The organism is Runella limosa DSM 17973 (assembly GCF_000482465.1).
Taxonomy (GTDB): domain Bacteria; phylum Bacteroidota; class Bacteroidia; order Cytophagales; family Spirosomataceae; genus Runella; species Runella limosa.
Genome location: NZ_AXVJ01000076.1, coordinates 1 through 12,711, shown reverse-complemented (window position 1 = coordinate 12,711; position 12,711 = coordinate 1). Strand labels below are relative to the sequence as shown.

General features: G+C 45.0%; 10 protein-coding genes and 1 pseudogene. 4 read left to right on the top strand and 7 right to left on the bottom strand.

What is annotated here, in order from left to right:
* The 5 genes and pseudogenes from K339_RS37705 to K339_RS0109350 form a co-directional block, all read right to left on the bottom strand.
* A pseudogene (locus K339_RS37705) lies at positions 1-211 on the bottom strand (DDE transposase); the annotation flags it as partial.
* A 140-nt stretch (positions 212-351) separates the two neighbouring features.
* Positions 352-1,374, bottom strand: coding sequence for a radical SAM/SPASM domain-containing protein (locus K339_RS0109365; protein WP_028523367.1), 1,023 nt, complete (start codon positions 1,372-1,374; stop codon positions 352-354).
* Positions 1,375-1,460: 86 nt separating this feature from the next.
* Positions 1,461-2,387: a sugar phosphate isomerase/epimerase family protein gene (locus K339_RS0109360; protein WP_028523366.1), complete on the bottom strand. Its 927-nt coding sequence runs from the start codon at positions 2,385-2,387 to the stop codon at positions 1,461-1,463.
* A 245-nt stretch (positions 2,388-2,632) separates the two neighbouring features.
* Complete coding sequence (locus K339_RS0109355; RefSeq protein WP_028523365.1) at positions 2,633-6,277, bottom strand: ABC transporter permease/M1 family aminopeptidase; 3,645 nt, start codon at positions 6,275-6,277, stop codon at positions 2,633-2,635.
* A gap of 44 nt (positions 6,278-6,321) precedes the next feature.
* Positions 6,322-7,203, bottom strand: a complete 882-nt coding sequence (locus K339_RS0109350; protein ID WP_028523364.1) for an ABC transporter ATP-binding protein — start codon at positions 7,201-7,203, stop codon at positions 6,322-6,324.
* A gap of 151 nt (positions 7,204-7,354) precedes the next feature.
* Here K339_RS0109350 and K339_RS0109345 point away from each other — a divergent pair, with 151 nt between their 5' ends.
* The 3 genes from K339_RS0109345 to K339_RS0109335 are packed head-to-tail and all read left to right on the top strand — an operon-like array spanning position 7,355 to position 8,461.
* Positions 7,355-7,627, top strand: coding sequence for a hypothetical protein (locus K339_RS0109345; RefSeq protein WP_028523363.1), 273 nt, complete (start codon positions 7,355-7,357; stop codon positions 7,625-7,627).
* Positions 7,615-7,944 carry a type II toxin-antitoxin system RelE/ParE family toxin gene (locus K339_RS0109340; protein ID WP_028523362.1) on the top strand — a complete coding sequence of 110 codons (330 nt, stop codon included), beginning with the start codon at positions 7,615-7,617 and terminating at the stop codon, positions 7,942-7,944. Before K339_RS0109345 ends, K339_RS0109340 begins: the two co-directional genes overlap by 13 nt.
* Position 7,945: 1 nt before the next feature.
* Positions 7,946-8,461, top strand: a complete 516-nt coding sequence (locus K339_RS0109335; protein ID WP_028523361.1) for a GNAT family N-acetyltransferase — start codon at positions 7,946-7,948, stop codon at positions 8,459-8,461.
* Positions 8,462-8,657: 196 nt separating this feature from the next.
* Here K339_RS0109335 and K339_RS0109330 read toward each other — a convergent pair whose 3' ends face one another.
* Complete coding sequence (locus K339_RS0109330) at positions 8,658-11,651, bottom strand: alpha/beta hydrolase family protein (RefSeq protein ID WP_028523360.1); 2,994 nt, start codon at positions 11,649-11,651, stop codon at positions 8,658-8,660.
* A gap of 173 nt (positions 11,652-11,824) precedes the next feature.
* Between K339_RS0109330 and smpB the strand changes: the two genes are divergently transcribed.
* Complete coding sequence (smpB, locus tag K339_RS0109325) at positions 11,825-12,265, top strand: SsrA-binding protein SmpB (RefSeq protein WP_028523359.1); 441 nt, start codon at positions 11,825-11,827, stop codon at positions 12,263-12,265.
* Between the two features lie 152 nt (positions 12,266-12,417).
* On the opposite strand, the gene K339_RS33125 is transcribed toward smpB, so the two are convergent.
* A partial coding sequence (locus K339_RS33125) for an integrase core domain-containing protein (RefSeq protein WP_028523186.1) occupies positions 12,418-12,711 on the bottom strand: 294 nt, incomplete at its 5' end.

Genomic DNA, 12,711 nt, shown 5'->3' with positions numbered 1-12,711 from the left:
GTTTTAGATAATGCTTAAGGAACATTAAGCCAAAATAGCCCTGTTTAGGAAGCCAAGAAGGAGCACCAACCATCGTTTTTTTTTCAGGAAGCAGTTCAACTAAAGATGCCCAATCAATAGTTTGATAAATAGCTCCTAAATCAGTACAATTCTTGAAAATGTACAATTGGGAAGAGTTTGCAGAATTAACGTCGAAAAGTGTATCTTGCACCTGTATTTCAGTTTTGTGGTAAAAACAAAATACACAAAAACCCCGAAAATTGCCAATTTTGGTTCTTTTTCGGGGTTAATTTATTTGCAAATAAACTGTATATCAACAAGTTAAGCCTATAAAGGGAAGCCTACTTGCCTTTACGCCCACACTTGCGTTCCTTCGGTGCAATTTTTACACATTTCAATTTCAGAGCGGGAGCGAATCAGGGCTTGGCGAAAATCGGTGTAGGCTTTGCTTTGCCAAAGGGTTTGAAAAGAAGTTTCAGACACGTCGCCAAGGCGGTAATGGGCATCTTTGTCGAAGCAGCAAGGCACCACTTTTCCATCCCACGTAATGACGCACGAATGCCACATTTTCCAGCAGTGACCATCTAGGCTATTTTTGATTCGGTACGTGCCGTCGTTGTTTTCGGCATAGCGAGAATACTTATCTAGCGTCGGAATAAGCGGGTCTCCGTGCTCGTAGTCGTAAATTTGAGCCGTTTTAAAACCAATTTCATCCACACCAATTTCCTTGGCCAAGCGCTTGGCATCTTCGATTTGGTGCTCGTTGGGACGTACCACCAAAAATTGAAAAACAACGTGTGGAGTAGAGGACTTAAGTTGCTTTTTCCATTTCAAAATAGTGCGCGTACCTTCCAACACTTTTTCAAGCTTCCCTCCTACTCGGTACTGTTGATACACTTCCTGCGTTGTACCGTCGATGGACACAATCAAACGGTCGAGGCCGCTTTCTACCGTGCGGCGAGCAGCAGCATCGGTCAAATAATGCGCGTTGGTGGAAGTAGCGGTGTAAATTCCTTTTTGAGAAGCATATTTTACTAACTCCAAAAACTTAGGGTGCAAATAAGGCTCCCCCTGAAAATAGAATATCAGGTACAACAAGGTTTCCGAAAGCTCGTCGATGGTGCGTTTGAACAAATCCCCCTCCAGCATCCCCGTAGGTCGCGTAAACGACCGCAAACCACTAGGGCATTCAGGACAGCGTAAATTGCAGGAAGTAGTCGGCTCAAACGAGATACTCATCGGCAGGCCACGATGCAGTGCTTTTCCCGTTGCCTTCGATTCGTAGAAACTATAAATAACTTTTAGGGCGTTCCAAACCCGCTTGCGGGTGAGTTTAGAGAAAAAATTAAGCCCATCTTGTAGGTTGCGATTCATGGAGTGGTTGTTAAACCATTATCGGTTTATTTTAAAAACCTTTGAGGTACCTCTTACTCACGAGCTACCTCAAAGATTTGACTATATCAACCCAAAAACTGTCGCAAATAGTTTCGGCTGGTCAAAATCGCGGACTTCACATCTTCGATGCTTCCTTCATACGCCTTGTCTTCTACCTCGATGCAGACAGGCCCACGGTAGCGCACGTCGGTGAGGGCGGCAAAAAACTTCCGCCAGTTGACGTCGCCTAGCCCAGGGAGTTTGGGGCTATGGTATTCGAGCGGATTGGCCATGATACCCACGCGGTCGAGTTTGTCTTTATAGACTTTGGCGTCTTTGAGGTGAATATGATGTAAGCGGTCTTTGTAATCGTAAATCGGCTTGGCCTCGTCCATCATTTGCCAAATCATGTGCGACGGGTCGTAGTTGAGTCCCAAAATCGGGCTAGGGATGATTTCAAACATGCGGTCCCAAATGGCAGGCGTCGTAGCTAAATTTTTTCCCCCAGGCCATTCGTCGTTGGTAAAAAACATGGGGCAATTTTCAATCCCTATTTTGACATTATGCTCTTCGGCTACTTTCACAATTTCGGGCCATACTTCGCCAAACAGCTTGAGGTTTTCGGTCACGTTTTTTGACGGGTCGCGACCGATAAACGTATTAACATTCTGCAATCCTAGCTTTGCGGCAGCCTTGATGAGCGTTTTGATGTGTTCGCGATAGAACACCGCTTTTTCAGCGTCGGGGTCCATTGGGTTAGGATAATAGCCCAATCCCGAAATCGTTATCCCCTTTTCTTTGGCATAATACACTAAGTTTTGGGCGTAGGCGCTGTCGGTCAGCACCCGCTCGGCGTTGATGTGCGTCACCCCCGCATAGCGGCGCGCGTCGGCATTATCAGAGGGCCAGCACATCATTTCTACACACGAAAAGCCATGATTGGCAGCAAAATCTATCACGTGTTCGTACCCAAAATCGGCCAAAATGGCACTCACAAATCCAAGTTTAAGCATGTTTTGATGTGTTTAATCTGTTTTTGTTGCAACTTACAAAAAAGGGAGAGATAGTCCAGAATTACCTAGTAACAGGTTAAACTCATTAAAATATAGCGCGACTATTTATTGCTCCAGAGGAGCTGAATCTTAGTAGAAAGAGTGAGTCAGGTCATTGTTTACCTTTTTCTACCCCCAGATTTTTTAGCCTAAAAATACCCTTAAAACCCTCCCGAAAGTCTAAAACTTTCGGGAGGGGGAAGTTTCTACAGCACCTCCGCCTTCATCACATTATCGTCGGAAATACGGTCGATGAGTTTGTTATAAGGGTCGATGCCGCCTTTGACGGGCTTGCCTTTTACCACCAACTCAATCGTGTGTTTGCCTGGGGCGAGCTTGTGCTTTTTGAGGTACAACGGCACTTTCTGTTTCATGCCGAGTTTGTTTTTGGTTTCCTCCGTAAACACCCCAATGTCCACATAATTGGCAACTTTACCTTGGGCAATTTCTTTACCTGTTTTATCAAAATACAACTTCTTGGTTTCTACCGTCAGTTTTATTTTGTACTGGTCGCCCTTCAACGGCGTCGCTTCTACGCCCGTCACCTTGTTTTCGTACAACGTAATTTTTTTGATGCAGTCCTCCACAAAATACTTCAACGAGTCGGGAGTTTGGGAGTAAATACTGTTGTACCATTCGTCGGTTGTCGTAAAAGGAGCTTGCTGACGAAAAGCCGTGCGTTCAGCGTAGTCTTTCAACCACGTATTGAGTCGTTTTTCGCCCACCATGTCTTGCAAGGCATAAAACGTCAACGTCCCTTTTCCGTACCAAATGTACGCCCCATTTTCGTTGTCCATGAGCGGCTGTTCGCCTTTGTTTTCCGTGCCACGCCCGCGCAAATACTGGTCGAGGGCGTACTTGAGGCGCTCTTGCATCACATCGGGGCCGTAGGCGTGGTGCAGAACCATGTGCGAACTGTACTCCGCCAATGCCTCCGCGATGTTGTTGGCTCCCCGCGTAAAGCTCGGCATCACTTGGTGTCCCCACCACTGGTGCGCCACTTCGTGCGCCGTCACGTAATAGGCATAATCGGTTTTGTTAGGATCCGAAAAATCGGCCAAGAAGCCAAAGTTTTCGGAGTACATAATCGTATTCGGAAACGACTGCGCAAAGGTCTGATAACGCGGAAACTCCAGAATACGCATTTGGCGGAACTGGTACGGACGGAAATTGGACGAGCAATACCGCAACGCATCTTTGAGGCCGTTCATAAAGTGGCCAATGTTTTTATTATGCGTAGGATGGTGGAAAATTTCTACTTTAATATCCTGTCCATCCGAGTTTTTAACCGTTTCGCGGTGAACGGCATAACGCGCCGATGCTACGTTGAAAAACAAATCCATGAACTCGTTTTGCTGGTAATGGAAGTACTTCCGACCGTTCTGCGTCCATTCTTTTTGCAAATACCCAGGCATAATCGCGATTTGGTCGGATTCGGTACTGACCGTGCCTTCAAACGTAATCCAGTCGCCTTCTTGGGTAAACAAGAAATTCTTTAGCCCCGTAGAATCGGTACGTTTAGGCATGTCAAACTCCCGAATCGGAAGTTTGTATTTTTTCCGATACCGCTCCGACGAAAGCTCGGCTTGCTGACTGTATCCAATGCTCGGGAACAAATCGCCTTGGTTCACAAAAGTACCGTTGTCCGTAATCGTAAACTGCTCTTCTCCCCCATTGCGAAAACCTCTAAATTCACCGTGCGAAACGATTTCAAGCACCGCCGAGTCGTTGGGCATCAGCTTTTTAGGCAATTGGTAAATATAAAAACGTTGAATTGTATCGTTCAACAATTTTTTAGGCTCCACTCCGTCGATTTTTAGGCTCATTCGGTAATGAGGGAAACCGCCTCCCACGTTCAAAATCAACGAATCCAGCGGATGATTGTGCTTATTTTTTATCACAAATCGACCACGAGCATCTATCATTCGTTTTTTAGGAAACAAATCTACCTCTACCTTCACCGACGTTATCTTAGGTTGAGGTTTAAGGTACAATTTGCGGTATTTTTCTTCGTACTCTGCACTCCGCTTGCGGCCTTCCTCGGCCGTGCGGTACTTGTTTAACACACTTTGGTTGTAATAAATAAAGCCCGCCGAACCCAACCAAACCAAGGTAAATGCTGAAAGCAACGCTCCCGTGGCGGGAGTAAAACGCTGCATGGCCAACCGCCAACGATTTTTGAAGTTGGTTTCGGTACCGCGCGACCAAAACAGGTTGCCAATCACCAGAAAGACTGCCGCCAATCCGCCCCAGCACAACAAATACCACATCGTATTTTCGGTAAAACCAAACCCGTTCATGTCTGAATAAGTCGAAGTAGGGACGGCGTTGAAGTACAGTAACATGTATTTATACTCCGAAAAAGCCCGCGTGCCGTACAACACCGCCCAAAAAGCAATGTTGACCACGTGCCCCGTCATTTTGTTATTGACCAAGGTATGAATCAAAAACGTAATCATGGTCAGGAACGTCCACTGCAAAATAGGCACTACGTAGCCTTGCAAGTACAGCGCCAAGTTGTAATCGAAGTATCCTTTGATGGTCTGCCAGATAACGCCGCACAAAATCCCCACGACAGGAATGAACAGCATCACCCCAATCATGGCCAAAAACTTGGAGCCATACACCAACCAGTTGGGCAACGGCAAAGCATCACCGATGAGGTGAAAATTAACAGTTCGGTCGCGGTGAACGACTTCGCCCGTAATGAAAATAATGAGGATAATTACCACAAAATAAAATGTACTGTCTTTCGACTCCAGCATCAAATAGGTCGTTGGCAATGAGTCGGTTCCGTACATCATTCCCGCATACTGGTTGTCTAAAAACAAAAACAACGCCGCTGCCAACAAAATGGCAATAAAGAATGGATCACGGATAATGTTTCTAAATTCAACGTTGGCCATGCTCACCATCTGGCGAATGTAGCGGCTCGTAGTGTAGGCTTTGGCTGCTACTGGCAAATCGGCCAACGCGCGAGGCACGACCGTTTTATCAGTTTTCGATTTTTTAAGCTTTTGGGCTTTTGGCGCAATAAACCGCTGAAAATCAAAACGGAACAACAAATACAGCAACGGTAGCAACCCTACTCCCGTCCACAATAAACGGTTCCAAAGGAAATTACCTTCCAACGGAAAAAAGCGCGTGTTTTGTTCGGACACTGTCCAGTAGCGCGTCAAGTCGTCCAGCGCTCCCAGCGCAAAAGGGTCGAGAATAGCCGCCAAACTTTTATTGTCCAAATCCGTCATCAGCGAAGAAGCTACCAAGTAGGTCACCAACAGTACTACCCCACCTGCGTAGGTAACAAACACGCGTTTTGTCAAGGCTACGAGGCTAAAAAAGAGGCTTCCCGCGAAGAATAAATTAGGAACGCCAACCACCAAATAAGGCCACAAATAATTGAGTAAATTGTAGGGACCAATGCGTTCGACGTTATCTCCGACCTCGAAGGTTTTACCAATCACACAGCCAAACAAGTGACCCACAATCATCCCCGACCCAATAAACAACAGCGTCAGGAACGACCCCATGAAGCGCCCCATGAGGTAGCCTTTTTCTGAAATGGGATAGCTGAAATAGTAATTTTGGGTTTTGTGTTCAATGTCGCGATAGACGGGCACGCCCATCACGGCCGTCGCAAGCATGATACCAAATACGCTCATCACCGCAATAAAAACGCCCGCAATCGCGGGGCCGTTGATGAATACTTTTTCGGACGAACCTCCGCTAATGCTCACCGAACCAAACAGCGCCAGCACCAATGAAAACAAAAACATCACCGCCCAATACCCCCAAGTAGCGGGTCGTTTGAAGCGGTATTTTAATTCAAAAGAGAGTATTTTAGAAAACATACATTTAGCTGAGTTTACAATGACAAAAAATTCGGAATGACAAATCACACGGCAAGTCCTTGTCGAACTGTAATTTCTGAGAAATAAACATCCTCCAAGTCGGGGGTAGCAACTTCAAACCCTTCCAATGATTCGTCAGCAACAACCCTAATTTGGGTTTTACCCATTTTCAGCGAAGTAGAAATCACTTGGTAATTTTCGCGATAGTCGTTCAGCTCATGTTTTTCAATACTCTTCTTAAACACTTTTCCTTCAAGGCTTTTCACCAATTCGTTCGGGTTTCCTTTGGCGACCACTTCCCCCAAACAGATAATGGCCATGTGAGAACAAAGGTTGGTAACATCTTCCACAATGTGCGTTGAAAGAATCACAATCGTATTCTCTCCAATTTCGGAAAGCAAGTTGTGAAAACGGTTGCGCTCGGCAGGGTCAAGTCCCGCCGTAGGTTCATCGACAATGATGAGTTTAGGATTCCCAATGAGCGCCTGTGCAATACCAAACCGCTGCTTCATCCCTCCCGAGTACGTGCCCAAATTTTTCTTACGGGCTTCGTATAAATTCACTTTTTGCAACAGAGCCGTTACAATGTCTTTTCGCTCACCGCGACTAGCAATGCCCTTTAAATCGGCGATATGGTCGAGCATTGTTTCGGCGCTCACGCGCGGATACACGCCAAACTCCTGCGGTAAATAGCCTAAAATTTTGCGTACGTCATCTTTTTGGTGAAGGACATCAAGGTCGTCGAGCGTAATACTGCCACTATCGGCTTCTTGTAAGGTAGCGATGGTGCGCATCAACGAACTTTTCCCAGCCCCATTGGGTCCCAACAGACCAAACATTCCCTGTGGAATCGTCAATGAAACATCTTTCAAGGCTTGTACGCCATTGGAGTACGTTTTGGAAAGGTTAGTAATTGTTAGCTGCATGGAAAACGGATTTTAGGTTTTAAGGTTTGTGCGAAAATAAAAAAAAGCCCATTCGATGTACCACTTTTGGGACTAATGGCAATATGAACAGATGAATGTGCCGCAATAGCGATTGAAGTTTTTGTTTTGTAGATTTGTAAAAAAGAATCTCATGGCATCTCTTCAATACATAACTGACAAGAAGGGGCATAAAAAAGCCGTCATTATCCCCATTAAAGAATGGGAAAAATACCAAAAAGCGCTCAATTTGCTGGAAGCCAAGCAAAAGTCCGAAGCCCCTGTTTTTACTAAAAAAGAAGTACTAACAAGTCTAAAAGAAGCAGTAGAAGAAGTAAAATTATACCGTGAAGGCAAAATTGAGCTTCAAACTGCGGATAATTTCTTGAAAGAACTTAAACAAGAAGGCTATTTATTAAAATCATAGTTGGCAAAACTTTCAACCGTGATTTTAAAAAATTGGCGAAGAAATATGGTTCACTAGGATCTGATCTTGTCAAGCTACTAGAGCTTCTCCAGAAAAATCCTACACAAGGAACACCACTGGGCCAAAATTGCTACAAAATCAGGCTTGCCATTTCTACCAAAAACCAGGGTAAAAGTGGTGGGGCAAGAGTGATTACTTGCGTAAAAATTATAGACGAGCAGCTCTTCTTACTCACTATTTATGATAAGTCAGAAAAAGAAAATATAACCTCTCAAGAGCTTTCTTCGTTATTGAAAGAACTTGATTTTACTGGCTAATATGGATAATTCGTATCATTTACGTCGCTGGCAAAAAGGCGATGAACTCTCACTCGTTCGCTATGCCAACAACTACCACATTTGGCGCAACGTACGTGATGCCTTTCCTCATCCTTACACCCTTGAGGACGCTCTCCATTGGATTAGTATGTGTGAATCGGAGAAAATCCCTTCTGTCTTCGCCATTGAAGTTGACGGTGAGGCAGTGGGTTGCGTGGGAATTGTTTTACAAAAAGATATTTTCTGTAAAAACGCCGAAATTGGCTATTGGCTTGGGGAGCCGTTTTGGGGCAAAGGAATCATTACAGCAGCCATCAGCGAAGTAGTTGAGTATGCCTTCCGAACGTTTGATATTCACCGACTTTACGCGGGGGTAATGAGCCATAATCCTGCCTCCATGAAAGTACTTGAAAAAGCAGGGTTTGAGCTGGAAGCTATCTTGAAAAAATCTATCTACAAAGAAAATACCTTCATCGACGAGCATTTGTACGTGCGCTTTCGGGAAGCCAAAAAATAAAATAGGGAGGCTGTCTCAAAAATTTTTGTCACCAAATTATCTTCGGCACCTATTCAACCTCACCCCCTAAATCCCCCTCTCCTTTCAGTAGAGGGGGACTTTAAAAGCCCTTCTCCAGAAAGGAGAAGGGTTGGGATGAGGTTAAAACTAAAGAAAATTTGGCAACAAAGACTTTTGGGACAGCCTCTCCTACTACTTAGTTTTCAAACACACGTCCTTCAATATGTTTGTCAATATCTAAACGTGGTACGCCTTTCGACCACCATTCTGGCGCAGGTTTTCCTTTCAAGAAATGGTCAAAAAACTCCATCATCCGTAACGAGTAATCTTTACGGTTAGGTTGTTTGGCCAATCCGTGATTTTCGCCTTTGTACTGCACCATGACCACTGGCTTCTTCAAGCGACGTAGCGCCGTGTAGTACTCTACTCCTTGGGTAAAATCAACGGCACCGTCGGCGTCGTTATGCAACATCAAGAGCGGAGTCTGTACTTTTTTGACGTTGTAAATGGGCGAGTTGCGATTGTACGCCTCCCAGTTTTCCCACGGAGCTACTAAGCGTCCCTGCGACCCTTCAAAAATCTGTCCGTTGCTCGTACCCGAGTTTTTATAAATCAAGTTATACATCGAAACCATGTCGGTCAGCGGTGCACCTGCGGCAGCCGCTTTAAACATATTGGTTTGCGTAATCAAGAAACTTGTTTGATACCCGCCCCATGAGTGTCCGTGGATCCCTATTTTAGCTTCGTCAATAACACCCGTTTTGAGCGCCGCTTTTACGGCTGGCAATACGCACCAAACCGCCGACATACCTGGGTCATTAAGTTTGTAAACAATATCTGGAATAAATACGGCATACCCATTTGACGTATAAATCGACGGGCTCCAACCCGTACCCGAGTATCCTGGATTGGCGAAATTATGGAGTGTTTGCGATAGCTTTTCGTAGTAATACACAATCGTAGGATATTTTTTACCCGACTCATAACCTGCTGGTAAAAACAACGCCCCTTGCAAGGTCTCTCCTTTATCGCTAACGTAATCGACCAAGCGGGTGCCCGTTGACCACGCAAATTTATCAATCAAAGGAGCGTTTTTGGTCAATTGTTTCTCCGAACTAAGGTCGGCACTCGTTGTCAAAAAGTACTGACGCGGCTGGGTAAATGTTTCTTTGGCAAACACAAATGCATCGGCTTTTTTGGCTTTGGACAAACTACCAACAGCCGCATCTTGCCATAGCAAAGGCTTCACCGTGATGGTTTTCCCAATGTCCAAACGGGCTAGACCGCTTTTTTTCGTCCACTCACCGTACGTATGTAAGTACAACGGCTTTTTCAAATCAATTCCTTTTTCTTCGGGATCGAGTTGGTAACGTTGGTCGTAGCGAATCTTGTCTTTTTTACCGTTTTGGGTCAAATTAACCGCTACCAACGCTTTGCCTTTGGCATCTTTTTCGTCGGTAGGAACTTGCCAAATATCCCATCCGTCCGACAGCAACACCGATTTGCTATCGCTCGCCCAACCTATCGCGCTTTGAGGCGGCGTTTGTTGGCTGTGGTCATCGTCCACATCGACAAACGAAGTAGGTACTTTTTCGGTCAAATTACGACTCGCTTTCGTAGTCATATCGTACACCCAATAGTTTGTCCCTTCCCAATAGATAAACTTTGTACCGTCGGGAGAGGTCTGCGCACCTGACCAAAAATTAGGCAAATAGTGCTTCGTTCTTACTTTTTCACGCTTACCCGTTTTGAGTTCGGTAACGTACAAATCCACGTAGTTGCGGCCATCCAAGCTACTTTCTAGCTCGTACTCACTGTTATCAGTACCAAGGCCGTATAGTTGCTTAGGAGCAATGTTTACGTTTTTCACCACACTATCCGCAAGCTGTACAAATTTTTTACCTGCAACATCGTACATCGACAGGTAATTCTGGTTTTTATCCTGCGTTTCCTGAATCTGTTGCCGCGACTGGAGGCGCTTATCTTGCCAGTTCCAAATCGTCACTTCAGGCTTTTCGGTATCGTCTTTCTTTTCGGCACTTGCCACCGATTTTGTCGAATCTGATTTAACTTTCGCTAGTGCTTTTTGCAAATCGTCCAAAGTCTTGAGGGTCGTATCGGCCTTGATTTTGGCCAATTTTTCCGCGTCGGATACTTTTTTGGTCGTGTCCTTCGCAGCAGTCGCGGGCTTTTTGTCCTCTTTTTTAACCAACTCTAATTTATGGATTCCGAAAAATAAACGACCCAAATCCTCCGACCAATAGGGCGTGCGGTTAGGGCTCACGGTCATTCCTTTGGGAAAACCAAGACTATCACTTTTGGGGTCGTAGGTAACGAGTTCGGGCATCGTTCCAAAATTCTTAATTCCCAATACGCCCACGCGGTCATTTTTGTACTTTTCGTCTTTAACGCTTTTCAACAACGCCAAGCCATCGCCTTTTTCAGTCCAGTTCAACGACTGGTAACGCGCTTTGTCATTGTCCATCGTCAGCGTCACACCAGTAGTCATGTTTCGCAACTGCACCCCATTTCCTGCTTTTTCGTTGGCGTCGATGGCCATTGCTAACCAATTCCCCGCTTTATCAAACGCCATTTCGGCCACGTTTCCTACGTTTTGGGTTTTACTAGAACTCAAATCGTAAAGCAACAAATCTGACCCTTTGGCAGCATCTGAACCACCACCTCCAGGCGCAGGCGCTCCTCCTCCTCCGCCAGCGGCGGTGAGCAAAAGTGCTAGATGTGAGGCTTTTTCCCCGTTGAAGGCAAAACTTCTTACGCGGTCAAACTCTGTCTTTTTATTGGACGCTAGTTCTAACAAAAACACTTTGTCGGGAATCGGTTTTCCGCCTGGTTTAGCGGCGGCTTTTTTGTCTTTATTTTTGGCAAAAACCTTAAAAGCTATCCATTTGCTGTTGTCCGAGAAACTCATCTGCGGAAAAGAAGGTGTACCAATCGGATATACGTATTTGGTCGTATCCGACGTTTTTTGGATGATTAACTCAGCGTCGCTTTCGTAGGTAGCCAGTACATACGCGTACCATTGGCCGTCGGGAGAAAGTTGAGTACCGCCAAAGGAAGGAATCGCTTTCCAATTCAGCACGTCTTTCCATCCCATCGCGGGCTTGGGCTTAGGTTGGGCAAAGGCCAACGTACTAAGCAAAACCCCTAGCAATACGGAGATTTTTTTCATAAAAGTTAGATTTTAAAATGGATGAATTTGTATGGGTATCAAAGATAGCACAGGAATCGGTGATTTGTTCAGAATTAGCGACGAACGGGCTTTCGGCAAGGTTTAACCAAAGGAAATTGTTAACTTCGCAGCCTTTTCGTTCGAAATTATTGAAAAGATTTTAGCCTTAGAAAATGAGCAGAACCATAGATATAAGCAATCGCCGCGCGTCGTTCGAGTATTTTTTCCTCGAAACCCATACCGCTGGGATTGTGCTGACAGGTACCGAAATTAAATCCATCCGCGACGGCAAAGCCAACCTTACCGACGCGTATTGTATTTTTTTGGACAATGAACTTTACGTGCATCATTTGCACATTTCGCCGTACGAAAAAGGAACCTACGCCAACCATAACCCCGTTCGCGACCGTAAGTTATTATTACAAAAAAGAGAGCTTAAAAAACTGGCCGCGAAACTCAAAGACCAAGGCTTGACGATTATTCCGACGCGACTTTTCATCAACGAAAATGGTCTTTGCAAAATGGAGATTGCCCTAGCGAAAGGGAAAAAGCTCTACGACAAGCGCGACACCATCAAAGAACGCGACCTCAAACGCGGCCGCGGAGAAGAATAACTCCCAAACTTGGAAAGTCTTGTTTTGGACCAAGTTAGACTTACCAAGTTTTTATACTTCCCTTTTCAAACTTGGAAAGTTTTGTTTTGTATCGAGTTAGACTGTGCTAACCGCTAATTATTGGACACGTAAATGATAGAAAGTTAGAGACTTCAAGCACAGATTTTTGTCTTATTTTGAGTTAAATTTTTCATGTCAATGTTATGTTTGAGCAAATACTTGTAAGGGCTTTGAAAGTTGATTCCTCCATGTATTCTCTCGAAATTATAAAAACTTCTAAATTCCTCCAATGTTTCTCGAGCTTGCTTCAAATCGTCAAATTCAAACCTCTGACATACAGAGCTTTCCATGATGGAATGGTAGGCTTCGATGTGCGCATCTTGTTGGGGTGTTGCAGGTTTTGTGAATTCTTGTTTGACTTGTTTATCTCGAAAATATTGTTGGAC